This window comes from Pontibacter flavimaris, assembly GCF_001907195.1.
GTDB classification, from domain to species: domain Bacteria; phylum Bacteroidota; class Bacteroidia; order Cytophagales; family Hymenobacteraceae; genus Pontibacter; species Pontibacter flavimaris.
Map to the genome: position 1 here is coordinate 479,715 of NZ_LVWA01000002.1, position 23,973 is coordinate 503,687.

General features: G+C 54.0%; 22 protein-coding genes. 9 read left to right on the forward strand and 13 right to left on the reverse strand.

The features are described 5' to 3' along the window. The first annotated feature begins 399 nt into the window (after positions 1-399). Both A3841_RS01970 and A3841_RS01975 read left to right on the forward strand, forming a co-directional pair. Positions 400-1,713 carry a hemolysin family protein gene (locus A3841_RS01970; protein ID WP_073850589.1) on the forward strand — a complete coding sequence of 438 codons (1,314 nt, stop codon included), beginning with the start codon at positions 400-402 and terminating at the stop codon, positions 1,711-1,713. 2 nt (positions 1,714-1,715) lie between these two features. Further along, positions 1,716-2,174, forward strand: a complete 459-nt coding sequence (locus A3841_RS01975) for a hemerythrin domain-containing protein (RefSeq protein WP_073850590.1) — start codon at positions 1,716-1,718, stop codon at positions 2,172-2,174. A 758-nt stretch (positions 2,175-2,932) separates the two neighbouring features. Here the strand turns inward: A3841_RS01975 and A3841_RS01980 are convergent. Together A3841_RS01980 and A3841_RS01985 are read right to left on the reverse strand one after the other, a co-directional pair. Then, positions 2,933-3,571: a DUF2238 domain-containing protein gene (locus A3841_RS01980; protein WP_073850591.1), complete on the reverse strand. Its 639-nt coding sequence runs from the start codon at positions 3,569-3,571 to the stop codon at positions 2,933-2,935. A gap of 79 nt (positions 3,572-3,650) precedes the next feature. Next, on the reverse strand, positions 3,651-4,343 hold the full coding sequence (locus tag A3841_RS01985; RefSeq protein ID WP_073850592.1) for an MBL fold metallo-hydrolase: 693 nt from the start codon (positions 4,341-4,343) through the stop codon (positions 3,651-3,653). Between the two features lie 173 nt (positions 4,344-4,516). Here A3841_RS01985 and A3841_RS01990 point away from each other — a divergent pair, with 173 nt between their 5' ends. Continuing rightward, entirely contained in the window at positions 4,517-5,260 is a 744-nt protein-coding gene (locus A3841_RS01990; protein ID WP_235861250.1) for an endonuclease III domain-containing protein, read from the forward strand. Between the two features lie 103 nt (positions 5,261-5,363). On the opposite strand, the gene A3841_RS01995 is transcribed toward A3841_RS01990, so the two are convergent. Continuing rightward, positions 5,364-5,996, reverse strand: a complete 633-nt coding sequence (locus tag A3841_RS01995) for a hypothetical protein (protein WP_073850593.1) — start codon at positions 5,994-5,996, stop codon at positions 5,364-5,366. Between the two features lie 83 nt (positions 5,997-6,079). Then, complete coding sequence (locus tag A3841_RS02000; RefSeq protein WP_073850594.1) at positions 6,080-6,988, reverse strand: S66 peptidase family protein; 909 nt, start codon at positions 6,986-6,988, stop codon at positions 6,080-6,082. Positions 6,989-7,138: 150 nt separating this feature from the next. Between A3841_RS02000 and A3841_RS02005 the strand changes: the two genes are divergently transcribed. Beyond that, on the forward strand, positions 7,139-8,665 hold the full coding sequence (locus A3841_RS02005) for an AbgT family transporter (RefSeq protein ID WP_073850595.1): 1,527 nt from the start codon (positions 7,139-7,141) through the stop codon (positions 8,663-8,665). A gap of 112 nt (positions 8,666-8,777) precedes the next feature. On the opposite strand, the gene A3841_RS02010 is transcribed toward A3841_RS02005, so the two are convergent. Beyond that, complete coding sequence (locus A3841_RS02010) at positions 8,778-9,386, reverse strand: porin family protein (protein ID WP_073850596.1); 609 nt, start codon at positions 9,384-9,386, stop codon at positions 8,778-8,780. Between the two features lie 397 nt (positions 9,387-9,783). Further along, positions 9,784-10,188 (reverse strand): RidA family protein, encoded by a 405-nt coding sequence (locus tag A3841_RS02015; protein WP_073850597.1) that lies wholly within the window; start codon positions 10,186-10,188, stop codon positions 9,784-9,786. Between the two features lie 223 nt (positions 10,189-10,411). Here A3841_RS02015 and A3841_RS02020 point away from each other — a divergent pair, with 223 nt between their 5' ends. Then, positions 10,412-11,392: a radical SAM protein gene (locus A3841_RS02020; RefSeq protein WP_073850598.1), complete on the forward strand. Its 981-nt coding sequence runs from the start codon at positions 10,412-10,414 to the stop codon at positions 11,390-11,392. 184 nt (positions 11,393-11,576) lie between these two features. Continuing rightward, the gene (locus A3841_RS02025; RefSeq protein ID WP_073850599.1) at positions 11,577-12,095 is read left to right on the forward strand and encodes a gamma carbonic anhydrase family protein; all 519 of its coding nucleotides are present in this window, start codon (positions 11,577-11,579) and stop codon (positions 12,093-12,095) included. Positions 12,096-12,868: 773 nt separating this feature from the next. Here the strand turns inward: A3841_RS02025 and A3841_RS02035 are convergent. The 4 genes from A3841_RS02035 to A3841_RS02050 all read right to left on the reverse strand — a co-directional run bounded on the left by A3841_RS02035 (position 12,869) and on the right by A3841_RS02050 (position 16,927). After that, positions 12,869-13,549, reverse strand: coding sequence for an OmpA family protein (locus tag A3841_RS02035; protein WP_073850601.1), 681 nt, complete (start codon positions 13,547-13,549; stop codon positions 12,869-12,871). A 297-nt stretch (positions 13,550-13,846) separates the two neighbouring features. Then, on the reverse strand, positions 13,847-14,590 hold the full coding sequence (locus tag A3841_RS02040) for an OmpA family protein (RefSeq protein ID WP_235861251.1): 744 nt from the start codon (positions 14,588-14,590) through the stop codon (positions 13,847-13,849). Between the two features lie 232 nt (positions 14,591-14,822). Next, positions 14,823-15,719, reverse strand: coding sequence for an acetyl-CoA carboxylase, carboxyltransferase subunit beta (gene accD / locus A3841_RS02045; RefSeq protein WP_073850686.1), 897 nt, complete (start codon positions 15,717-15,719; stop codon positions 14,823-14,825). A 149-nt stretch (positions 15,720-15,868) separates the two neighbouring features. Next, positions 15,869-16,927, reverse strand: a complete 1,059-nt coding sequence (locus A3841_RS02050; RefSeq protein WP_073850603.1) for a class I fructose-bisphosphate aldolase — start codon at positions 16,925-16,927, stop codon at positions 15,869-15,871. A 380-nt stretch (positions 16,928-17,307) separates the two neighbouring features. Here A3841_RS02050 and A3841_RS02055 point away from each other — a divergent pair, with 380 nt between their 5' ends. Next, a complete protein-coding gene (locus A3841_RS02055; protein ID WP_235861253.1) occupies positions 17,308-17,973 on the forward strand; it encodes a hypothetical protein in 666 nt (221 codons plus the stop codon). 80 nt (positions 17,974-18,053) lie between these two features. Here A3841_RS02055 and A3841_RS02060 read toward each other — a convergent pair whose 3' ends face one another. The 3 genes from A3841_RS02060 to A3841_RS02070 all read right to left on the reverse strand — a co-directional run bounded on the left by A3841_RS02060 (position 18,054) and on the right by A3841_RS02070 (position 21,791). After that, positions 18,054-19,067 carry a M28 family peptidase gene (locus A3841_RS02060; protein WP_073850604.1) on the reverse strand — a complete coding sequence of 338 codons (1,014 nt, stop codon included), beginning with the start codon at positions 19,065-19,067 and terminating at the stop codon, positions 18,054-18,056. Further along, entirely contained in the window at positions 19,057-20,553 is a 1,497-nt protein-coding gene (gene cysS, locus A3841_RS02065; protein ID WP_073850605.1) for a cysteine--tRNA ligase, read from the reverse strand. Before cysS ends, A3841_RS02060 begins: the two co-directional genes overlap by 11 nt. 104 nt (positions 20,554-20,657) lie before the next feature. After that, on the reverse strand, positions 20,658-21,791 hold the full coding sequence (locus A3841_RS02070; protein ID WP_073850606.1) for an endonuclease/exonuclease/phosphatase family protein: 1,134 nt from the start codon (positions 21,789-21,791) through the stop codon (positions 20,658-20,660). A gap of 347 nt (positions 21,792-22,138) precedes the next feature. On the opposite strand from A3841_RS02070, the gene A3841_RS02075 reads away from it, so the two are divergent. Together A3841_RS02075 and nusA are read left to right on the forward strand one after the other, a co-directional pair. Beyond that, entirely contained in the window at positions 22,139-22,612 is a 474-nt protein-coding gene (locus A3841_RS02075; protein ID WP_235861255.1) for a ribosome maturation factor RimP, read from the forward strand. Positions 22,613-22,619: 7 nt separating this feature from the next. Then, a complete protein-coding gene (nusA, locus tag A3841_RS02080) occupies positions 22,620-23,873 on the forward strand; it encodes a transcription termination factor NusA (protein ID WP_073850608.1) in 1,254 nt (417 codons plus the stop codon). Positions 23,874-23,973: the final 100 nt, after the last annotated feature.

A 23,973-nucleotide genomic window follows, 5' to 3' on the forward strand; every position in this document is an offset into this window, starting at 1 on the left:
GCAGCACAGTGTGAGCTGCCCTCTTCCCGGTTTTGTGTTAACCTGAAGCACTGCAAAAATAGGCAATTTATACTTGAGGCGACGCGGGGCAGCGCATATGTTTGCTAAACAACCGGTTTGGCTCCCTCAACGCTAGCTACTCCACCCCAAAGGACAGGCCACACTTTATTTGTGCTATTCTCTATAACACTTGGCAGGCTGTTTTTTCTCCAGACAAGTATAAACTCTTTGGCGGGTATACTTTTATTCCGGGCAACCCCTACACATAAAGTGCATTTGTGGCCCTGTAGGTGCTGTTGGTCGTAAAATATAGTGCGTGCAGCATATACACATGTAAAACGACCACGTATTTTACTATTTTTACATCTTTGCTGAGGTAACACGGCAACAACACAAGCTATGATTTTCGATATATTCTTAACCATATTCCTGGTACTGCTCAACGGCTTCTTTGTGGCAGCCGAGTTTGCCATTGTAAAGGTGAGGTCCTCGCAGATAGAGCTGCGGGCGCAGACCGGAAGCGCGCCGGCAAAGCTGGCCCAGCACATGCTCACCCACCTCGACGCTTACCTGTCGGCCACGCAGCTGGGCATTACGCTGGCCTCGCTGGGCCTGGGCTGGATTGGCGAGAGCGTGGTATCGCAGCTGGTGATCAACGTGATGCATACCTTTGGCTTTCAGGGAGGCGAGGAACTGGCCCATACGATTGCCCTGCCTATCTCGTTTGCCATTATCACCGTGCTGCACATCGTTTTCGGCGAGCTGGCCCCAAAATCGCTGGCTATCCAGCGCTCTGAGTCTACCACGCTGGCGATAGCCTACCCGCTGCGCTTTTTCTACCTTCTCTTCAGCCCGTTCATCTGGCTGCTCAATGGCCTGGCTAACCTGGTTTTGCGCGGGATGGGCATACAGCCCATGCACGGGGCCGAGGTGCATACGGCCGAGGAACTGCGCCTGCTGTTTGAGCAGAGCGCGGAGGGCGGCGCCATCCAGGACTCCCACCACGAGCTTATCGAGAACGTGTTCCTGTTTAATGAGCGCATGGTGAAGCAGATCCTGGTGCCGCGCACCAAGGTGGTGGCCGTTGACGTGAACGTGCCGGAGGAGGAACTCCTCGAGATCGTCTTTACAGAAGGGTACTCCCGCCTGCCGGTGTACAGCGGCAACATCGATAATATCGTGGGCATCCTTTACGTGAAGGATATCCTGAGCATCGTGCGCCTGGGCAAGCCCATCTTAGTGGAGGAGCTGATGCGCCCTGCCTACTTTGTGCCGGAGACGAAGAAGATCAATCGCCTCCTGAAGCAGTTCCAGCGCCGCCACCTGCACATGGCCATCGCCACCGACGAGTTTGGCGGCGTGTCGGGCATCGTGACCATCGAGGACATTATTGAGGAACTGGTGGGCGAGATACAGGATGAGTACGATGAGGAGGCCCCGATTGTGGAGCGCATCAACGACTTTGAGTACAAGGTAAACGGCTCTGCCGCCGTATCCGACGCCAACGATTACCTGCCCTACCCGCTGCCGGAGGGCGAGGATTACGAAACCGTGGGCGGGCTGCTGAACGTGATCTATGGCCAGATTCCGGAGAACCTGAACGAGACAACCACTTTTAACCAGTACAACGTGCGCATCCTGGAGAAATCGGACCGCCGCGTGGAGTCGGTGCTGCTGACCGTGCGCGAAGAGGACAGGGAGGCAATAAACTAGCCATGAAACGACACGAAAGCCTCATACCCATCTCCCGCCAGCACCACGGCGGCTTGCTCACGGCCAGGCTGCTGCAGCACGGCGCCCCCGCCTACAAAGGCATGCCCACCGCTCTCACCGCCAAGCGCGACTATGTGGTGGACTTTCTGCAGGAGCACCTGCTGCCCCATTTCAAACTGGAGGAGGAAACGGTGTTTATACTTGCCGCAGACTATTCGGAAGAGCTAAAGCAGCAGGCCCAGGCGCTGCAGGCAGAGCACCGGCAACTGGAGCGGCTTATACTTGCCCTGCCCGGTGCTGAGGAAGCCGCGCTGCCGGAGAGGTTAGATGCTGTAGGCAAACTGCTGGAGCAGCACATCCGCCAGGAAGAGCGTGTTTTTTTCGAGATCGTACAGGAAAAGCTGCCGGATGAGAAGCTTGAGTTGCTGCAGCAGCGGGTGCTGGAACATCTGACGCTGTAACTCTATACTTGGATTTTATTCCTATCTCTTGCCGGCCCCTCGCTGGCGCGGGCTTGCGGCCTGTGTCCTTGTTATACTTTATACCTGGGCTATACTTTTATACTTATCTTTCATGATGCAAGTCTGAAGACTTGCATTCTATGTTGAGTTCAAGTTTATAACTTGACTGGCTAGCAGAGCCATACTTTTCCTGGCGCAAGCGTCCGCTTGTGCCTCTCTTAGCCCCTGCCTCCTGCAACCTGAGCCAGGCTATCCTTTCTAGCTGCCGCTTCCTCCAATTTGATACAAGCTATACTTTGTAGCTGCCGCTTATCCTGTAGTTCCCACAAACCTACAGTTTCATTTCATACCTTGGTGCCCTCCTAGGCCGGGAGGCCTCGCCTTCGGGCATCGCGCTGGGAGCTTTTCCTTTGCTCCTGCGTCGCAATGCCTCACTGGCGTTCGGCACCGGAAAAACTCGCATAGGCGCTCAACCCAAGGACTGGGTGTCAGTTCGATAGCTGCTTACAACTGTCCCCTTGAGGGGACTATAGGGGTGTTTATACTTTGACTATGAAACTTATACCTTGAGGTGAAGCTAAGACCAAGCTCCCCTCCTTGGCTAAGGAGGGGTTAGGGGTGGTTGGACCCAGTACCGCTGAAGCTCCTTCCCTTGTTCTTAGGAGAGGGGTGAGGTGATGAGGGGCAGGGGGAACCCAGCACCGCTGAGGCTCCCTCCCCTTCTTCGCAGAGTGGGTTTATGGGTATTCATACTTGCATCATACTTCCTGCCGCTTTCTGATAAAGGCAAACGCCACGGCCATGGCTACTAGGCTCCCAACAAAGGCCATGGCCACGTCTTTCTGGGCATCCCAGATATCGCCCTGCATCCCCAGAAAAACCATCCCCTGCTCACCGCCGCCGTAAACCCAATCGGCCACCATCCACTCCACCAACTCGTACAGCGCACTCGTGGAAAGTATAAGCTCCACGGGCAGCAGGTAGGTTAGAATGGGCCGCAGCCTAAAACCATAGGCCAGCACCTCGTGCATGGGGTAGGTCAGCAGCAGCCCGTAGCCGAGGTGCACCAGACGGTCGTAGTGGTTGCGCGTAAAGCCAAACTGCCCCTTCAGCCACTCCCCGAACGGATTGTCGGCGTACTGGTACTGGCTGCCATACACATGCAGCAGCAGAAACAGGAAAATTAAAGTATAACTGGCGTCTGAGAAGCGGAAGATGTTGTAAAAGGCTACCAGGAAGATGATAAGCGAGAGCGTGAGCACGTTCTCCATCAGCCAGTTCTTCAGGTCGGGGGTGGTAAGGCCGGTGTAAACCCAAAAGATCAGGAACAGTGCACTGTACGTCAGGTGCAGAGGCTGTTGCCAGAGGCGTTGTCTGGGTTTACGTGTGGCAGGCATAGCGCGGTGCGTTCCGGTATGTATAAACTATTAAGCCATTAAACCCGGTAAAGTATACTTTGTTTCGTGGCAGGGCGGCCTACGCCATCATGTCCTGCTGAAAGAACACCAGCCGGATAGGGTTATCCAGGGGGCTTTTGGTGGGGTCGCAATGGTAGCCGTACATGTCCACGCCGTTGAGGTAGGGCAGCAGCTTCTTGTAGTACGTATGGCCCGTGTTTTCGGGGCTAAAGGTGATATCGTGGAAGACGGAGGTGCGTTTCTGCGTCATGCGCTGCAGCCGGTCGAAGAGCACCTCGGGTTTGGCCAGGTCGCCGGAGTACACGAAGCGCTCCTCATCCTCCTCAAAAATATAGGCATAGGTCTGCAGGCCCTCGGAGTGCTTGCCGTAGGTATCTATACAGCCAATGCCCTCAAAATTCTCCAACGGCACGAACTCGGCATACTTGTCGGGCTCCTTCAGTTGTATCTCCAGGAGCAGGCACAGCTGCTGTTTAAATTGCTCGGATGCGTAAAAGATAATCGGCTTGGGGGCTTTCTCTATGATGCTTTTGTAGAGCAGCAGGTTAGGCAGGCTGCCGCAGTGGTCGTTGTGCAGGTGGGTAAGTATGATGTGGTCTACCTTCTGCACCAGGTTCTTCTGCACCAGCGCCGGGAAAACGGTGAAGCCGCAGTCTATCAGCAGGTGTATGCCCCGGAAGTTTAGCACGGCCGCAGAGTTCAGGTAATCGGTGTCGAAGGCGCCGCCAGTTCCTAAAAACTTTATATCCATAGAGAGAAAGCATGCCACAAGGGCGTAAAGCGAGTAACCAACAAGTATAGCGTCTGGAAATAAAAATAGTTGTGGTTTAAACAATATCGGTTTTCCAGCAGCTATACAAGATACCACAGCACAATGGGTTTTGTACTATCATACCTCAAAAAAACTGCTCAACAGAACCGGTGTTGGCCCGTAAAATTATCCAGACCAAAACCAACGCCATGGATGCCCACCAAATCCCTGCAGAAGAGAAAACGCAGCTCACGCACGCGTTGCTGAACCAGGAGTATAAACACCGCAAACTGGAGCCGCGCCGCAGCCATATGCACGAGCTAATCTCTACCATGCTCTCGCACCGCACCACCCACAAGGACGAGGAGAAGGCCTTTTATACTATGCTGGACCGCTTCGGCGACTGGCAGGGCGTAATGAACGCAGACGTGGACGAACTGGCTGATGCCATACAAACCACCCGCTACCCCGGCCAGAAGGCGCCGCAGATACAGCAAACGCTGCGGCTGATAAAAGAGGAGCGCGGGGAGTTCAATATTGATTTCCTGGAGGAGCTGCCGGTGGAGGAAGCCATGGCCTGGCTTACCAGACTGCCCGGTGTGGGGGTGAAGACAGCCACTTTGCTGCTGCTCTTCAACTTCAAAAAGCCAGTGATGCCCGTGGATACGCACGTATTCCGCATCAGCCAGCGTGTGGGGCTGATTGGGGCGAAGGTAACGGCCAACAAGGCCCATGCTATTCTGCTGCAGATGTTGCCCCCGGAGCCGGAGGAGCTTTATAATTTCCACATCCACATGCTGCGCCACGGCCAGCGTATCTGCACCTTTTTTAGCCCCAGGTGCGAGCAGTGCGTGCTAAACGGCATCTGCAATTATTACCAGGATGTGCGGCAGAAGGGAATTGACAGGGCGGCGTGAGGGAAGGTATAGTATAAATTAAATCCCAGCTTTCTGATTATACCATACCCGTTTTGGAGTTTGTCGTTACTGCCAACGGACTTGGCTATGGTGCGTTTATGCACTATAGGTTTTGTTGTGCGTTCGTAATTTTTCTTCTTTTTAGGTAATCTTCTATAAAGGTGTCTTTATGAGAATAGTGTCTCTTGTTCAGAAGGGCTGCATTTTCCAACTTAGGATGTTGTAGAATGGGAGATAAGTCTCCATCCAATACATTACTATTCACAAACCTAAAGTCTTCTAACTGTGGCAATTCATTCAAGAACTTTAGGTTCTCAATAACACCACATTCATTCAAGCACAATATCCTTAGTTGTTTCAGGAGAGTAATCCTTTCATGACTGGTTAGTTTCTTTGACTGGCTTATGTGAATATGTTCAATTTCTTTATTCAAAGACTCTATTCCATCCAAGGTTTCCAGCTTTGTACAGTAGTGAAGTTCAAGTCTTTTAAGATTCTTAAATTTAGAAAGCCCATTCAAAGAAGTTGAGTTTGACCAGTTAACTTCTAAATAGAGTAAGTTTGAAATATCGGGGAGGTTGGAGAAATCTTTTTCTTTACTCTGGTGATGCCAAACAATTAAGTACTTGCAGTTAGAGAAATCAATGGAAGCAATATCAGCTTCTTTCCAGTTGAAGTTTATGTATTCTCCAAGAGGAATCTCTTCAAACTTGATATGGTTATTCTTCCAATTCATACTTTCTTATGCCGCACAACTAAGGTATAAACGTAAACCTGCGCTTATCCGCCCTATATTAATAACTAAACCAGTGCTATACTTTATGCTTTGTTGCTGTTCAAAGTATACGCCAGGTTAACCCCCAACTCACTCACCTCCAGCTTTGCCTCACGGCCACACACCAGCGCTAGGTTGTCGGGCTCGTGGCCGGTCGGGAAGCCGTAGCAGACGGGGTAGTTATACTTGGCTGTGTGCTCCGCAATGATCTCATACACGGTTTTACCGAAAGGATCGGCGTTGTCCTTCATGTCGCTGAAGTGGCCAATGATCAGCCCTGCCAGGTCGCGGAGCTTGCCGGCCCGGGAGAGGTGCACCATCATGCGATCGATGTTGTAAAGGTACTCATCCACATCCTCCAGGAACAGGATCTTGCCCTTGGTTGTAAAGTCGGAGCGGGTGCCGGACACGTTATGCAGCAGCGCCAGGTTGCCGCCTATCAGTTGGCCTTGCCCGGTGCCGGAGCGGTTAAAGGGGTGTGGCCCTACCTCGTAGTATACTTCCTCCCCAAACAGTACGCGACGCAAACTGTCTAGTGCTTTGTCGGTGCCGGAGGGGAAGAGCAGGGGCATGATGCCATGTATACTTTCGATGCCCAGGCTGTGGATGTGGCAGAGCAGCGAGGTGATATCGCTGAAGCCTACCACCCACTTAGGCTGCTGCTGAAACCGGCTGAAGTCTACCTGATCAAGGATACGGGTGGTGCCGTAGCCGCCGCGGGCGCAGATAATGGCCTTGATGTCAGGGCGGTCCAGAGCCTGTTGCAGGTCCTGTAGGCGCAGGGCATCGTGGCCGGCAAACACGCCATACTTGGCGCCCACCGTAGGGCCAACCTCTACCTCCAGCCCCCACTCCTGCAGCACCTGGATGGCCTGTTCTACGGCTTCGCGGTCTATCTTACGGGCAGTGGCGATGATGGCGACTTTATCGCCGGGCTGAAGGGGTGTGATCATACTTGTTCAGGTTTTTGTGTCAGAGCGAAGGTATGGCTTTTCATTAAAATTTGCGAGCACCCCATTTTTTAGCCATCTTCGAAAACTTTTTTTCAGCCAACACCTCACGCAGCCAGCCTGTGCGAGAAGCTAATCAACCTCAACCCTTATATGGCACAAGTACAGAACAAGAAATCAGGCGTGGACAAATTCCTGTCGGTGGTGGAGCGCATCGGTAACGCCCTGCCGCACCCTGCCACGCTTTTTGCCGGCTTTGCTTTGCTGGTGGTTATCCTATCATGGGTAGCCAGCCAGTTTGATATGGCCGTTGTGCACCCCGGAACAGGCCAGACCGTAACGCCGGTAAACCTGCTCTCGGCAGAGGGGCTCCACATGATCCTGACGCGCATGGTGACCAACTTCACCGATTTTGCCCCACTAGGCACGGTGCTGGTGTCGCTGCTGGGTATAGGCATTGCCGAGGGCACCGGCCTGATCGGCACGGTGCTGCGCCTGGTAGTGCTGGCTTCGCCCAAGCGCCTGCTTACCTTCGTAATCGTTTTTGCCGGGGTGTTGTCTAACACTGCCTCTGAGGTGGGTTATGTGCTGCTGGTGCCGCTGGCGGCGGTTATCTTTCTGGCGGCCGGCCGCCATCCGCTGGCTGGCCTGGCGGCGGCTTTTGCCGGTGTGTCAGGGGGCTACAGCGCCAACCTGCTGCTGGGCACCATCGATCCGCTGCTGGCTGGTCTTTCCACGGAGGCTGCGCGCATCATCGACCCTACTTATATGGTTAACCCGGCCGCCAACTACTACTTCATGTTCGTGTCTACATTTATCGTGGCCGGCCTGGGTACCTGGGTGACGGAGAAGATCGTGATCCCGAGGCTGGGAGAGTATGAGGGCGAGGAGAAGCCGGAAAGTATAGATCGCCTGAACACACAGGAAAAGCGCGGCCTGCTTTACGCCACGATTGCCGTACTTCTGATGACTGCCTTTATACTTGGCGGCCTGCTGCCGGAAAACGGTTACCTGCGCGACCCGGAGACAGGCGGCATCCTCAACTCGCCGTTCATGTCGGGTATCGTGGCCTTTATCTTTATACTTTCCGCGGTGGCCGGTATTGCCTATGGAATCGGGGCCAGAACCATCAAAAACGACAGCGACGTGATGCGCGGCATGTCCAAATCCATGGAGACACTGGGCTCTTACATCGTGCTGGTGTTCTTCGCGGCGCAGTTCGTGGCGTACTTTAACTGGACCAACCTGGGGCTTATACTGGCCATTAACGGTGCCGATACCCTGAAAACGCTGGGCCTGAGCGGTATTCCGCTGATGATCATGTTTATACTTGTGTCGGCCTCCATTAACATGATCATGGGCTCTGCCTCGGCCAAGTGGGCCATCATGGCGCCGGTTTTCATCCCGATGTTCATGTTGCTGGGCTACACGCCCGAGTTCACGCAGACGGCCTACCGCATCGGCGACAGCGTGACCAACATTATCTCGCCCATGATGTCTTACTTCGCCCTGATTGTGGCCTTTATTCAGCGCTACGACAAGAAAGCCGGTATCGGTACGGTCATCTCTACCATGCTGCCCTACTCCATTGTCTTCCTCATCGGCTGGATCACCCTGTTCATCATCTGGATTCTGCTGGGCCTGCCTGTGGGTCCTGGCGCTGAACTGTACATGCCGTAATTTTAGACAAAGGATTAATTGACAAAGGACAAAAGACTTGCCCTTAAAGTATAAAACAGCAAATCCGCAGGAGCATCAATTCCTGCGGATTTGCTGTTTTATACTGCCTTTGCTACTTGATCAGCTTCAGGCCCAGGCTCACCAGGAACTGCTCGTTGCGCACTTTGCCGTCTGTCTGTTGGCTGGTGTTGGTAAAGTCGCGGTTGATGCGCTCGTAACGCACGTCCACGGTCAGGGCACCGATGTCGACGCCCAGTCCGGCCTGGTAGCCCCAGTCGGAGTTGTCGTAGTAGTCTTTAACGGTTCGGCCCTCCTGCCGGGCTGTCAGGAGCATGGAAGCCACCGGGCCTGCCTGCACCCGCGCCACCCGCAGAAAGTTAAAGCCTACCAGCAGCGGCACGTCCAGCCGGTCGAACTTAAACTTCTCTACCCGCACCATGGTGCTGTTGGGGTCGTCCTTCACCTCCACGTTGCCGCCAGAGGTAGACAGGATGGCCTCCGGCTGAAACAGCAGCCCCAGCAGTTGCAGGCGGGCAAAGGCGCCGGCGTGGTAACCGGTTATATTGTCGGCAGAGGCATACTGCTGCGGATCGTTCTGTACGTCGTTCAGGCGCACTTTGGAGGAGCTCACGCCGGCCTTAACGCCGGCCTGCAGCATCTGTGCCTGGGCTGTAATGCTAATAGCCAGCACGGTTATCAAGGTTAATGCAAGTTTTCTCATAGGTAAAAAAAGTATAAGTTGGGTGCCAGCACATGTTCTAACGAACTAATGGTATACGTTAGTGCATAAAAAAAGCCGCTCCCTTTTGAGGAGCGGCTTAGGCCAATATCATCTGTAGTAGTTGATAGTGTTGGAATCTTATTTACATCTCACCTTAAACAAATATTCCTTTTGGCTTTCTGTTACAAAGATAAGTACATTATCTGTACCTATCTACCAGATTTATACGAACTGCTTACATTAATATCCCACAAGCGCTTTTTCTTAGACAAACATCCCCTTTGGTCCGACCAACACCGGATTGCACCGGCTGCGGGCGCCTGTTATTTGTGTGGTATAAATACTTAGGATACAGCTACTTTAGCCTGCCTATACTTTTGGGGTCGGGGGCTATGGCTTACGCCAAAGGAGCGGATGCGGGGCTAAGGATGGCAGTGGCCTCGATCTCTACCAGGTGATCCGGGTTTATCAGGGCGGCTACCTGCACCATGCTGCAGGCAGGCCTGATGCCTTTGAACACCTCCTGGTGGGCGCGGCCGATCTCCTGCCAGTGCTCTATATGGGTTACATAGATGCGCGTGCGCACCACATCATTTATACTTGCACCCGCCTGCTCCAGGGCCTGCCCGATCTTTTCCAGGATATACTTCGTCTGCTCGTAGGGACTGCCTTTGCCTACTATACTTTCACCGTCGGTGGCGGTGGTGCCGGCTACCTCAACTATATTGCCCACGCGCACGGCACGGCTGTAGCCAACCATATCCTCCCATACCGCCCCCGATGATATTCGTGTTCTTTCCATGGCCTTTGAAGTTAGAAAGTTAGAGAGTTAAAAAGTTAGAAAGTTTACAAGAGACCGCTGTGACATTACTTCCTGCAAAGGGACAACAGCAAATTTATACTTTGAACATGCAGCCATTCAGCAATGTAGCAACGCATACAAAAGGCTTGGCAAATTCATCCGGACCTGTATACCGTATACTTCGTTCATAATTTATACTTTTGATCTCATCATTCCACAAAAGATGCGCCTAAGGTCTAAACCGGTACTTTGTAATTACTACGTCACCTATCGGTGTAACGCAAAGTGCTCGTTCTGTGATATCTGGGAGCGCCCTTCGCCTTACATTACGCTGGAGGATGTGGCGCAGAACCTGCGCGACCTGAAGCGGCTGGGGGTGCAGGTGGTCGATTTTACCGGCGGCGAGCCGCTGCTGCACCGCCAGATCGATGAAATGCTGGGCATGGCGCACGACATGGGCTTTATCACCACGCTCACCACCAACGCCATGCTCTACCCCAAACTGGCCGAGCGGCTAAAGGGCAAGGTGGACATGCTGCACTTCTCCCTCGACTCCGCCGACAAGGAGGAGCACGACCGCGGCCGGGGCGTGGCCTGCTTCGACTTCGTGATGGAGTCGATTAAGGTGGCGCGGGAGCTGGGCGAGCGGCCGGACATACTTTTCACGGTGTTCCGGCACAACCTGCACCAGCTGGAGGAGGTGTACCAGAACATTATACTTCCGAACAAGCTCGTGCTCATACTTAACCCGGCCTTCGAGTATAACCAGGTGGAGACCGGCGAGCAGCTGACAGAGGAGGAGCTGCGCTACCTCAGTGACTTTGGCAAGCGCAGGCAAGTATACCTGAACGAGGGGTTCGTGCAGCTGCGCCTGGACGGAGGCAACAAAACTGCCAAACCGGTTTGCAAAGCCGCCAGCACCACCCTGGTCATCTCCCCGGAGAATGAGCTCATACTTCCCTGCTACCACCTGGGCACCAAGAGCTTCCCGATAAACGGCAATCTCTATGATTTATACTTAAGCCAGGAGGTAGAGGAGCTGAAGCGGCAGGAGGGCAGGCTGCCGGCCTGCGAAGGCTGCACCATCAACTGCTACATGCAACCCAGCTTCGCCGTGGAGCTGAACACCTACTTCTGGAAAGCCCTGCCCAGCACGCTAAAGTATAACTACCTGAAAGGGACGTGGAAGCGGTTAGTTCGTTAGTAGTTGTTCGTTATTCGTTGTTGGGAAGAGTCATTGGAAAGTATACTGCTTTGCTCCCTGGAAAAGTATAGGGAGCTGCCGAGAAGTATAATTGATGGTAGAAGTGCTACTATTTCGCTTCTGTAGAAGTATAACCCCCTATCTTTACCGAATAACGAATAACTAACAACGAATAACGAAACATATGCCAGTTATACTTCCGGTGAAGGGTGTGCGGCCGCAAATGGGCGAGGGCTGCTGGATTGCCGAAAACGCCACTATTGTGGGCGATGTGGTGATGGGGGATGAGTGCTCCATCTGGTTCAATGCCGTCATCCGTGGCGACGTGAACAGCATCCGCATTGGCAACAGAACCAACATCCAGGACGGGGCTGTGATCCACTGTACCTACGAGCGGGCGGCCACCACCATTGGTAACAACGTATCAATCGGCCACAACGCCATTGTGCATGGCTGCACCGTGCACGATAACTCGCTGGTGGGAATGGGCTCGATTGTGATGGACAACGCCGTGGTGCAGGAGAAATGCATCATTGCCGCGGGGGCCATTGTGCTGGAGAACACGGTTTGTGAGTCGGGGTGGATCTATGCCGGGATACCGGCCCGTAAGGTTAAGCAGCTGAGCCAGGAGCAGGTAGAGGGATTGGCTAAGACGGCCAATAATTACGTGATGTACAGCAGCTGGTTCAGCGGGAAAGTATAGCTTCCGGAAAACCATCTGCTCTTGCCCCCAGTTCTACGCCATACCGGGTCCAACCACCCCTACCCCTCCCCCGGAACAAGTTCGGGATCCAAGACTTGTCTAAGGCGGGGAATCTGTAGTTGCTTTGGCTGAAGTATAAGTTTTGTAGCTGCTGTCCTCACGCGGACAGGTCGCGACCTGCCCCTACAAAGTATAAACCTGCTCCTCCCAAAAGAGGGGAATTTATACTTTTTGCTATACTTTATTGTCATCTTGAGCAGCGCGAGAGATCTAACGGGAATTCTAAAGGGATCTCTCATTTCATTCGAGATGACAAAAGCCGCAGCTATCGAATGATACCCAGTCCTTGGGTTGAGCGCCTTGTGAGATTCCGGTGCCCGTAAGGGCATTGCGACCGAAGGGTAGCAAAGGAAGGGAACACAGCGCGATGCCCGAGGACGAGCCCTCCCGGGCTAGAGGGAGCCAAAGCAGGAAATGAAACGATAGGTTTGTAAGTCTGGAGGATCAGCGGAAGCTAGAAACGATAGCTTGTTTCCAGTTGCATGAAGCGTTGGCTAAGGGAAAGTATGATATAAAGTATAAAGTATGGCTTACGTGGATTCGGGAATCCGCAGCAGAGTAGCTCCGGACAAGTATATCCGGAACAGCAAGTATAAAAGTATAGCCAGAGTATAAGTATAGCAGCAAGTATAAAAGGCATAAAAAAACCAGCCGCACCCCCGTGCGGCTGGTTAATCACCAATTATCCAATCAATCTACTACTACTTAATCTTTTATAGCTCTCCGCGCTCGGCGGCTTTCTTCATTTTCTCGTTGGCGTAGATGGCAATCTCCACGCGGCGGTTCTGCTGGCGGCCAGCGGCTGTGCTGTTATCGGCAATTGGCTGGTCATCGGCATAGCCTTGTGTGGTCATGCGGCTGCGGTCTACCCCGGTAGATGTCAGGTAGCTGGCCACCGACTCGGCACGGCGCTCCGAAAGCGGCTGGTTAATGCTTCTGTTACCGGTATTGTCTGTGTGGCCTTCAATCAGGATGTTCGTGTCCGGGTACTTCTGCAGGGTCTGGGCCAGCTGCGAGATCTCGGTCTTAGCGCCAGACTGAAGCTCGGCAGAGCTGGTAGCGAACAGGATGCCTGAGTCGAAGGTGATCTTAATACCCTCGCCCACACGCTCTACCTTGGCGTTCTCCAGGTCACGCTGCAGTTCCTCGGCCTGCTTGTCCATTCTTCTGCCGATCAGGGCACCGGCCGTGCCACCCACGGCAGCACCAATAATGGCGCCTGCGGCCGTGTTGCCAGCCACTCTACCAACCACACCACCTACCACGGCACCGGAGCCGGCACCAATAATACCACCTTTAGCCGTCTTGCTCATACCGCCGCCGCCTGAGGCGCAGGATGAAAGTATGATGGCGATAATGGCTAGTATGGAAAGGTTTATTCTGAAGTTCTTCATGGTTTTCTTTTTTAATTCCAGATCAGGTTTTCAAGATCCTGACCCTTTTACTGACTATATACCTTAAATGTTATATAAACTTTGGCGAAATATTTTTCACCAGAGTCATCCTGCAGCCCCCTGCCCTTATACTTCCACAGGCGGGCTATGGCTACAGGTATAAAACTTAAACGCCTTTTCCTTATTCTGGTTTTAAAAAGCCCTTTGGATACCTGCTTTCCCATAAAAAGCAAGGCGCCTGCCCCTTTAAGGAGGCAGACGCCTTGCTTTATACTTTCTATACTTTCGTATAGCTAATTACTTGATCTCACCGCTCTCGGCAGCTTCTTTCAGCTCCTCGTTTGCCACAATGATGATCTCCACGCGGCGGTTCTGCTTGCGTCCTTCCACCGTGCTGTTGTCGGCAATTGGCTGGTCGTAGCTATAGCCTTTGGCCTGCAGACGCGCACCATCAACGCCCAGGCTGCGGGCATAAGCAGCCACCGACGCGGCGCGGCGCTCCGATAGCTTCTGGTTCAGTTCATAAGAGCCTGTGTTATCGGTGTGGCCTTCAATGATCACATCGGTACCCTGGTACTCCTGCAGCGTCTTGGCCAGCTTCTGGATATCCTGCTTAGCAGAGGCGCTCAGTTCGGCGGAGTTCACGGCGAAAAGTATACCGGAGTCGAAGTTCACGCGGATAGCCTCGCCCACGCGCTCTACGTTGGCGTTCTCCATCGATTTCTCCAGTTCCTCGGCCTGCTTATCCATTCGGCGACCGATAACGGCACCTGTTGCGCCCCCCACGGCGGCACCCACAATGGCACCGGCAGCCGTGTTGCCCAGTCTGTTACCGATCAGGCCACCGATCACGGCGCCGCCACCGGCTCCAATCAGGCCGCCTTTGGTGGTTTTGCTCATACCTTTTTTCTCCTCTGCAGGCTTGGTCTGCGTGGTGGTCTCGGTGTTATCAGAGCCAGCTACTGGCGCGGTGCTCTTGCAAGACGTAAACAGCAATGTAACAGCCAGCATCGAGCTAAGGGATAGTTTTACAAATTTCATGTTAATCAGGGTTTGGTAAATGTGTGTTGTTGTTCTTTTAGTTTGAGTGTACTGTAATAGGATTCAAAGTTCTTACACCTGCAAACGCAAGTCCTGTGCCAAATCGTGTTTTACCTCGCTAAAATATTTCATCAAGGATATATTCTATAATACTATACTTTAGGTAGCCACCTATAAAAAAACCCGTTGGCACCAGGCCAACAGGTTTTTCACAGGCAGTTTATACGTTTGCTCAGGATGCTTTGGCAACTTTCCTTGCCTTCGGTGTGGTGGTCACGTCCTCTGGCAGCAGCACCATGCTCAGCAGCTCGCTCAGTCGGTTCTTGAGTTGCTTGCGGTCGATGATGAAATCCAGGAAGCCGTGCTCCAGCACGAACTCAGCGCTCTGGAAGCCCTTCGGCAGGTCTTTGCCGATCGTCTCCTTAATCACGCGCGGGCCGGCAAAACCGATCAGGGCGCCCGGCTCGGCGATGTTAAAGTCGCCCAGCATGGCATAAGAGGCCGTTACGCCACCGGTGGTTGGGTCTGTGAGCAGGGAGATGTAGGGCAGCTTCTCCTCGCTCAGCAGGGCAAGCCTGGCTGAGGTCTTGGCCATCTGCATCAGCGAGAAACCGGCCTCCATCATCCGCGCACCGCCCGATTTGGAAATCATCAGGAATGGGGTGCGGGTTTTGCGGGCGTGGTCTATGGCGCGGGCAATCTTCTCGCCCACCACCGAGCCCATCGAGCCGCCGATAAAGGAGAAGTCCATGCAGGCGATGGTAATGCTCTGGCCGTTTATCTTGCCGTAGGCTGAGCGTACCGCATCCTTCAGGCCGGTGGCCTTCTGCGTGGAGGCAATGCGCTGCGGGTAAGGCTTGGAGTCCACGAAGTGGAGCGGGTCGCCTGAAGTCAGGTTCCCGTCGAGCTCGGTAAACTCGTTGTCGTCAAATAAAATGGCAAAGTACTCTTTGGAACCGATGCGGTCGTGGTGGTTGCACTGCACGCAGGTGTTCAGGTTCTTGCGGTGCTCGGCGGTGCTCGTCACGGTTTTGCAGGTAGGGCACTTGTACCACAATCCGTCCGGGGTCTCCTTCTTTTGCTCTGTTGGCGTCTGGATTCCTTTATCTGCTCTTTTAAACCAAGGCATCATAGTTAAACAGCGTGCTTCCGCACTTTAAAGTTATGGCTATACTTTACAGCAAAGTATAAAATCAAGGTGGCCTGCCCCGGTCACCCTCAGGGGGTACGCAAAGGCAGGCCACAAAAATATGTAATAATCGGCAGTTCTGCTACAAATTACGCCAGTGTAATCTCATTTGCCAGGTACACGTCCTGGATGGCGTTCAGCAGCTCCACGCCGGCGCCCATGTCTTTCTGAAACGCCTTGCGGCCGGAGATCAGGCCCATGCCGCCCGCCCGCTTGTTGATAACAGCCGTGCGCACCGCATCCACCAGGTCGGACTCGCCTTTCGACTCGCCACCGGAGTTGATGAGGCCGGCGCGGCCCATGTAGCAGTTGGCCACCTGGTAGCGCGTCAGGTCGATGGGGTTGTCGGTCGTGAGCTCGGTGTACATCTTCTCGTTTGTCTTGCCAAAACCGATGGCCTTAAAGCCGCCGTTATTCTCCGGCAGTTTCTGCTTGATGATGTCGGCCTGGATGGTAACGCCCAGGTGGTTGGCCTGCCCGGTCAGGTCGGCGGCCACGTGGTAGTCCACGCCGTCTTTCTTGAAGGCGTTGTTGCGGGTGTAGCACCACAGGATGGTAGCCATGCCCAGCTGATGCGCCCGTTCAAAGGCCTCGGCCACCTCTATGATCTGGCGCGAAGACTCTTGGGAACCGAAGTAGATAGTGGCCCCTACGGCTGCAGCGCCCAGGTTCCAGGCATCATCCACGGAGCCGAACATGATCTGATCATACTTGTTGGGGTAGGTCATCAGTTCGTTGTGGTTGATCTTCACCACAAACGGGATCTTGTGCGCATACTTCCTGGACATCATGGCCAGGTTGCCGAAGGTGGTAGCCACCGCGTTGCAGCCGCCCTCCAGGGCCAGTTTAATGATGTTCTCCGGATCGAAGTAAATCGGGTTCGGGGCAAAAGAGGCGCCGGCGGTGTGCTCGATGCCCTGGTCCACTGGCAGAATGGAAAGGTAGCCTGTGCCCGCCAGGCGGCCGTGGTCGAACAGCTGTTGTAGGTTGCGCAGCACCTGCGGCGAGCGGCTCGACTGGGCAAAGATGCGGTCCACGAAATCGGGGCCCGGCGCATGCAGCTGCTCTTTGGAAATGGTCTGGCTCTGGTACTGCAGCAGGTTTTCTGCGTCGGAGCCAAGCAACGAAACGATTTTCTCGTAACTCATTTTGTTTTGATAGTTTTTGGGTAGCGTGTAAAATGAAGTAAAAAGTATGGGTTGTCTTAAACTCAGATTATCGTCATCTACCAAAGCGGCAAAGCCCTTTCAGGCTTTATACCGCAGCGTTTTCTATAGCATGGCAGGCACCGTAACGGTGATGCAGGCGCAAAGGCTTGCCCCAAACTATACTTTAACCAGCCGAAAAAGTTGTGCCCGCAACCCCTATAAAAAGCCGCCTCCCACCGCATGCCGAGGTGTCGGGGCTCGTTGCAAAAGTATAAAATATCGTGAATTGTAAATATCCTTTTCCGTTCTAACTACTTTCCCCGCAAGCATCAAAACACATAGTTAATTCGTTAGTAAAGTATAAGCATAACAAATTAACTATGATGGAGTTAGGTGTCACAAAATCAGCTGAGAAGTATAAATTCCTGATTATGTTTATACTTGGCCTGGCAGTATGGGGCTGCACGCCCACTACCCGCATAACGGGCACCTGGAAAAACCCGGAGATAAGTGCCCAGAAGTATAGCAAGGTGATGGTGGTGGCTCTCTCGGACAACGTGCGCGCCAGGCAAACAGTGGAAACCGACATGAAGGCGCAGCTACAGCAGCGGGGCCTCGATGCCGCCAGAAGCCTGGACATGTTCCCGCCCACTATGTCGGAGAAAGGCGGCCCCGACGTGAACCAGATACTGGCTAAGGCGCGGGAGCAGGGCTACGACGCTATCCTGACGGTGGCGCTGCTGGACCAGGAAACGGAAACCCGCTACGTACCGGGCGCCTATGGCTACACCCCCATCACGCGCTTTGGATGGTATGGCCGGTTTCGGGGATATTACACGTACTGGTACCCCACCGTCTACGATCCCGGCTACTACACCGAGGAGAAAACCTATTTCCTGGAAACCAACCTCTACGACGTGAAGACGGAGCAGCTGCAATGGTCCGCCCAAACGGAATCGCACAGCCCGGCCAGCCTCCGCAAAGCCTCCATAACGCTGGCTGAGCTAACCGTAAACAGTATGGTGCAGGAGGGGTTGCTGCAGTAAGGGGAGGGATGAAAAAAGAAATGCCGCTGGTTTCTACGTATGAGAAGCCAGCGGCATTTCTGCTGAAAGTATAAATCACTCTACTCGTTGTACACCACGTGCAGCACCGTCTGCCCCACGGCCTTCAGCGTGTTTTTGCTGATGATATCCATTGTGTCGGTGTGGCGGTGGTGGTATGCCCCGAAGATATCCCCGTTGCCGGCATTCGGATGCAGCTCCACGATATCGATCATCCGGATCTTGGCCAGGGTGTTCACATAGTAATGGTCGTCGGTAATGGCCGGGGCGTTCTGGTACTTGAAGAAATCCGAATAACCGATGCTGTTGCCGGCCTTCCATACTTTGTCCACGATATCCTTGGCAAACTGCCTGGAGTACCCTTCACGGGGGAAGCGGGCGTTCTCGCCCCCCACCATATCCAGCAGGATGCCATAGTTGGCGCGGTAGTTCGGCACGTGCTTGTTCCGGCTCCAGTACTGCGAGCCCAGGCACCAGGAGTCCTGCACGTATGGGCCTGCACTGCTCTCCGGCTGTCCGTAGTCCTCCCCGTCGAAAAAGATCAGGTCCACGCCCACATCCGGTTTCTGCTGCGCCGCATGTATGGTTCGGGCTATCTCCAGCAGCACCCCCACGCCACTGCCGCCGTCGTTGGCTCCGTCTATGGGTTTGTCGGGGTTTTCCTCGTCCTTATCGGCCACAGGGCGGGTGTCCCAGTGCGCGGCCAGCAGTATGCGGTTGGCGGCGCCGGGGTTGTAGGAGGCGATGACATTGCGTAGGTTCAGCATGGTGCCGTCGTAAGCTCTGGCCTGAAACTTCTGCTCCTGCACCTGTGCGCCGTACTCCTTCAGCTTCGCCACGATCCACTCGCCGGTCTGGAAGTGCGGGCCTGTGTTGGGCACGCGCGGGCCAAAGGCTACTTGTTTCTCCACAAAGGCGTAGGCCGAATCAGGGTTAAAGGCGGGGGCCTGCACGGCTGCCGGAGCCTCCTCCTCTACTGTGGCTACCTTGTTGCCGCTTTTCTCAGCCGAGTCGCAGCTGGCAAAGCAAAGGGTTCCGCATAAGATCAGCGCCAGCATGTTCATTTTATTCTTCATAAGCCCAGTCAATTCCGGTTTTCATGTCCTTGATCACGATGCCCTGCCGCTTCAGCTCCGCCCGGATGGCATCCACCTTGTCGTAGGCCTTGTTTTCCTTGGCCTCTTTGTAGAACGACAGCACCAGGTGCAGCATTTCCTCCATATCGCCTAGGGTCTCCTCCTGCAGCCCCAGCACGTGCAGCACCAGTTCCTGGTAAGTATCACGCACCAGGTCAAGCGTGCCCCTGGTCAGCTGCGCCACATCTATCTGCCCCAGGTAGATGCTGTTGATCTTCTTGAGCAGGTTAAACAGCGAGGCGATGGTCTTGGCCGTGTTCAGGTCGTCGTTCAGGCCACGGAAGCAGTCTTGGGTGAGTTTCTGCAGCTCCTCGTTCAGCTTCTCGTCCGGCACGATCTGCGTCTCTGCCTCCGGGTAACGCAGTTTTTCGAGCACGCGCAGGCCGTTCATCAGCTTGGTGTAGCCTTTGCGCGCCGCCTGCAGCGCCTCGTTGCTGAAGTCGAGGGTGCTGCGGTAGTGCGCCTGCAATATAAAGAAGCGGATCGTCATGGGCGTGTAAGCCTGCTCCAGCATCTCGTGGTTGCCGCTGAAAAGCTCGCTCAGGTTAATGAAGTTCCCCAGCGACTTGCCCATCTTCTGCCCGTTCACCGTGATCATGTTGTTGTGTACCCAGTACTTGGCACCGTCGGTGTGGTTGCAGCTGGCCTGGCTCTGGGCAATCTCGCACTCGTGGTGCGGGAACATCAGGTCCAGTCCGCCGCCATGTATGTCAAAATTAGTACCCAAGTATTTGCGGCTCATGGCCGAGCACTCCAGGTGCCATCCCGGGAAGCCATCGCTCCACGGCGAAGGCCAGCGCATGATATGCGACGGCGAAGCTTTTTTCCAGAGCGCAAAGTCCAGTGGCGAGCGCTTTTCGTCGTGCCCTTCTGTTTCGCGGGTGTTGCTCAGCAGGTCTTCTATAATTCTGCCTGACAGCTTGCCATAGTTATGGTCCTTGTTGTATGCCGGCACATCAAAGTAAACAGAGCCATTCACTTCGTAAGCAAAGCCATTTTCCAGAATTTCCTGTATCATCTCTATCTGCTCGATGATGTGGCCTGATGCGCGTGGCTCGATATCCGGAGAAAGCGTGTTCAGTTTTTCAAGGTCGCGGTGGTACACATTGGTATAGTGCTGCACCACTTCCATCGGCTCTATCTGTTGTGCTTTGGCAATTTTCTGGATCTTATCTTCGCCTTCGTCAGCATCGTTCTGCAGGTGGCCCACGTCGGTGATGTTCCGCACGTAACGAACCTTATACCCCTGGTACTTCAGGTAACGGTACAGCACATCGAAGGTAACGGCGCTGCGGGCGTGGCCCAGGTGCGGCTCTCCGTAAACGGTCGGCCCGCACACGTACATCCCCACAAACGGGGCGTGCAGCGGTTCAAACTCCTCTTTCTTTCGCGTCAGCGTATTATACAGGTTCAGTTTCTGTTGCATAGTAACATTAAGTATGGGCCACTAAAAGGCCGTACTTTTAAAATCTCAGCTTCTCAGGCCGATGGTGGTGCAAAACTAAAAATATTGCCCTCCTTCTCCTAACGCTATTCCGTGGCCTTTGGCTGCAGCACATAGGTTGCTGAGATCGGGAAGTGATCTGAAAGGCCCATTTCGTAATGCGTCTGGAAGTTGTAGGCCTCCAGCCCCTGACTGTAGAATTGGTTGTCGATGCGCAGGAAAGGAAGCGGGCCGTTGTAGGTGGCCCCCACCCCATTACCCGCCTTCTCATGCGCGTTCTGCAGCGCCTTCGCCAGCTCGTTGTAAGTATAACTGAAGGGGATGTCGTTGAAGTCTCCACACACAATGACGGGGTAAGGCGATGCCTGCACATGCTCCAGCAACTGCTGCACCTGGGCGGCGCGGGAGATGAAGCCACTCCGCAGGCGCCGCGCCAGGTTGCGGCTTTCCTTCTTAAAGCTTGCCTCGTCGCCTATCGCAGAGTAGGTATTCTCAATGTCCTCCGACTTGATGCTCATCGACTGCAGGTGCACCGCGTAGACCCGCACCGTGTCGCCTTTCACGTTGATGTCGGCCCAGGCGGCCCGGTTGGCGCTCTGTCTATACGAATTATTAAAATGAATTGTGCCCCCTATCAAAATTGGATACTTCGAGAAAATCACAACCCCTAAGTTAGCTTTGACCTTATCTGTTTCAAGTGTAGAAACATACTTATACTTGCCGTAGCGGGTCCCGATGCGGTTAAAGTTATTATACTCCAGTGAGTTAACGCGGCTATAGAACTCCTGCAGGCAGAACACATCGGCCGGGTGCTCGGCCACCCAGTCTATCATGTCGGTAGATACCTGCGGCACGCCCTCCACAATCTTATCGTAGGCATTGAACACGTGCACGTTGTAGCTCATCACCTGCAGCGTCTTGGCGCCCTCCGGCACTTCCTCTCCAAAGTTGATGGTTACCAGGCGGGCGTAGTAGCTCCAGGCAAGCATGAACGCGGAGAGCGGCAGCACCAGCAGCCACGAGCGGCGCAGCACCCAGTAGAGCAGGAACAGGAAATTAAGCACCAGCGCGCCCGGCAGCGAGAAGGCCACAAAGCCAGCTGGCCAGAACGTGCTGGGCGGCACCTGCAGGCACAGCACGCCCACCAGCATCCAGAGCACCACCAGGGTGTTCAGAATGAGCCATACCCGTCTGCGTATATTTTTGAATGTTCCTGCCACAAAAGCAAACTTACGAATTCTGCACCTATCTATTCCAAGCCGCCTCTCATAATATCTGAATATCTGAGAAGCCGTATAAGCACCCATCCGCCCGTGCCGGCACCCTGTAACTATAGGCGAACTAAAATATTGCCCTGCCTGTTATGCTACAAGGCCCGGACTGTCGCGCCTTTGTCGGGAAGAATATTTTTACCCGAATTTGCTTTTCAATATGCCCGTAAATATTTAATACAAGCCATTGGTGCACAATATTTGTGTATATAATGAATTTGTAGTAAATTTGCAGCAATATTTCCAAGGAGCTGAGGGGACACGAAGTCCCCTTCTTTATTTCTTAACCGTTTGTTATGGCACTAACCGCAAAGAATATAAGAGCGATGGCGGAGGCGAGCCTGCCGGAGGGCGAGCTGTTTATCGTAGATGTGGCCGTGTCGGACTCTACGGCCAGGCCAAAGGTTACCGTGCTGGCCGATGGCGAGCAGGGCATCACGATAGACCAGTGTGCTACGCTTAGCCGCCGCATCAGCAAAAAGATAGAGGAGGCATTTGGCGAAGAGTTGAGCTATACGATCGAAGTGAGCTCGCCGGGCGTGGACTTCCCGCTCACGCAGCCCCAGCAGTTTAAGCGCCACACCGGCCGCAGCCTGAAGGTGAAACTGCAGGACGGCACCGAGAAGACAGGCAAGCTGGAGGAAGTGACCGATACCGGCCTTAACCTGGCGGAGGAAGTAAAACAAAAAGGAAAAAAGGTAACGTATGTGCCTGTGCAGATACCCTTCGGGGACATTGTAAAAGCAAATGTTGTAATCTCATTTAAATGATAAGATAATGAACAGTTCAGTCCTGATCGAGTCGTTCGCCGAATTTGCGAAATTCAAGAACATAGACCGCCCGACCATGATGCGCATCCTCGAGGATGTATTCCGCACCATGATCCGCAAAAAGTGGGGCACCGATGAGAACTTCGACATCATCCTCAACGTGGAGAAGGGAGACCTGGAGATCTGGCGCAACCGCGAGATCGTGGACGACAACTCCGAGGACATCTGGGAGACAGACAAGATCAGCCTTACGGATGCCCGTAAGATTGAGCCTGACTTTGAGGTAGGCGAGGAAGTATCGGAGGAGGTGAAGCTGGAGGACTTTGGCCGCCGCGCCGTACTGACAGCCCGCCAGACGCTGATCCAGCGCATCAAGGATATGGAGAAGGAACTGCTGTTCCAAAAGTATAAGGACCTGGTGGGTGAGATCATCTCCGGCGAGGTGTACCAGGTATGGAACCGCGAGGTGCTGCTGCTGGACCAGGAGGAGAACGAGCTGCTGATCCCGAAGGTGGAGCAGATCCCGAAAGACCGTTACCGCAAAGGCGACGTAGTAAGAGCGGTGGTGCAGCGCGTGGAGATCGTGAACGGTAACCCGAAGATCATCCTTTCCCGCACCTCCCCCGCTTTCCTGGAGCGCCTGTTCGAGAACGAGGTGCCGGAGATCTTCGACGGCCTGATCGCCATCAAGAAAATCGTGCGTGAGCCGGGCGAGCGCGCCAAAGTTGCCGTAGAATCCTTTGACGACCGCATCGACCCGGTAGGCGCCTGCGTAGGCATGAAGGGCTCCCGTATCCACAGCATCGTGCGCGAGCTGGAGAACGAGAACATCGACGTGATTAACTTCACCGAGAACCTGGAGCTCTACATTCAGCGTGCCCTTAGCCCGGCTAAGATCAGCAGCATGAAGATAGACGACGAGAACAAGCGCGTATCCGTGTTCCTGAAGCCAGACCAGGTATCCCTGGCCATTGGTAAGGGCGGCCAGAACATCAAGCTGGCCAGCCGTTTGGTGGATATGGAGATCGACGTGTTCCGTGAGTCTGAAAGCTATGAGGAAGACATCAGCCTGGAGGAATTCTCCGATGAGATCGAGGATTGGGTGATCGCAGAACTGCGCCGCATCGGCCTGGACACCGCCAAGAGCGTGCTGGCCGTAACCAAGGAAGACCTGCTGCGCCGCACGGAGCTGGAGGAAGAGACGATTGACGATGTGCTCTCCATACTTCGGGAAGAGTTGGAAGAAGAAGACAATCAATAGTTGTGAGTTGTACTCGGTTAGGCTAATTTTGAAAAAGATTGCGCGGGGCACAGCTTATTCCTTCTAGGTAAGGCAACTATACTTTATAATACGAATAACA

Coding starts and splice junctions, on each gene's coding strand:
- A3841_RS02005 (WP_073850595.1), top strand. CDS start 7,139: ATGGCACAAGTACAGAACAAGAAATCAGGCGTGGACAAATTCCTGTCG.
- A3841_RS02075 (WP_235861255.1), top strand. CDS start 22,139: ATGGCACTAACCGCAAAGAATATAAGAGCGATGGCGGAGGCGAGCCTG.
- A3841_RS02020 (WP_073850598.1), top strand. CDS start 10,412: ATGCGCCTAAGGTCTAAACCGGTACTTTGTAATTACTACGTCACCTAT.
- cysS (WP_073850605.1), bottom strand. CDS start 20,553: ATGCAACAGAAACTGAACCTGTATAATACGCTGACGCGAAAGAAAGAG.
- A3841_RS02055 (WP_235861253.1), top strand. CDS start 17,308: ATGATGGAGTTAGGTGTCACAAAATCAGCTGAGAAGTATAAATTCCTG.
- accD (WP_073850686.1), bottom strand. CDS start 15,719: ATGCCTTGGTTTAAAAGAGCAGATAAAGGAATCCAGACGCCAACAGAG.
- A3841_RS02010 (WP_073850596.1), bottom strand. CDS start 9,386: ATGAGAAAACTTGCATTAACCTTGATAACCGTGCTGGCTATTAGCATT.
- A3841_RS02040 (WP_235861251.1), bottom strand. CDS start 14,590: ATGAAATTTGTAAAACTATCCCTTAGCTCGATGCTGGCTGTTACATTG.
- A3841_RS02050 (WP_073850603.1), bottom strand. CDS start 16,927: ATGAGTTACGAGAAAATCGTTTCGTTGCTTGGCTCCGACGCAGAAAAC.
- A3841_RS01975 (WP_073850590.1), top strand. CDS start 1,716: ATGAAACGACACGAAAGCCTCATACCCATCTCCCGCCAGCACCACGGC.
- A3841_RS01970 (WP_073850589.1), top strand. CDS start 400: ATGATTTTCGATATATTCTTAACCATATTCCTGGTACTGCTCAACGGC.
- A3841_RS01980 (WP_073850591.1), bottom strand. CDS start 3,571: ATGCCTGCCACACGTAAACCCAGACAACGCCTCTGGCAACAGCCTCTG.
- A3841_RS02015 (WP_073850597.1), bottom strand. CDS start 10,188: ATGGAAAGAACACGAATATCATCGGGGGCGGTATGGGAGGATATGGTT.
- A3841_RS02060 (WP_073850604.1), bottom strand. CDS start 19,067: ATGAAGAATAAAATGAACATGCTGGCGCTGATCTTATGCGGAACCCTT.
- A3841_RS01985 (WP_073850592.1), bottom strand. CDS start 4,343: ATGGATATAAAGTTTTTAGGAACTGGCGGCGCCTTCGACACCGATTAC.
- nusA (WP_073850608.1), top strand. CDS start 22,620: ATGAACAGTTCAGTCCTGATCGAGTCGTTCGCCGAATTTGCGAAATTC.
- A3841_RS02035 (WP_073850601.1), bottom strand. CDS start 13,549: ATGAAGAACTTCAGAATAAACCTTTCCATACTAGCCATTATCGCCATC.
- A3841_RS02025 (WP_073850599.1), top strand. CDS start 11,577: ATGCCAGTTATACTTCCGGTGAAGGGTGTGCGGCCGCAAATGGGCGAG.
- A3841_RS01995 (WP_073850593.1), bottom strand. CDS start 5,996: ATGAATTGGAAGAATAACCATATCAAGTTTGAAGAGATTCCTCTTGGA.
- A3841_RS02000 (WP_073850594.1), bottom strand. CDS start 6,988: ATGATCACACCCCTTCAGCCCGGCGATAAAGTCGCCATCATCGCCACT.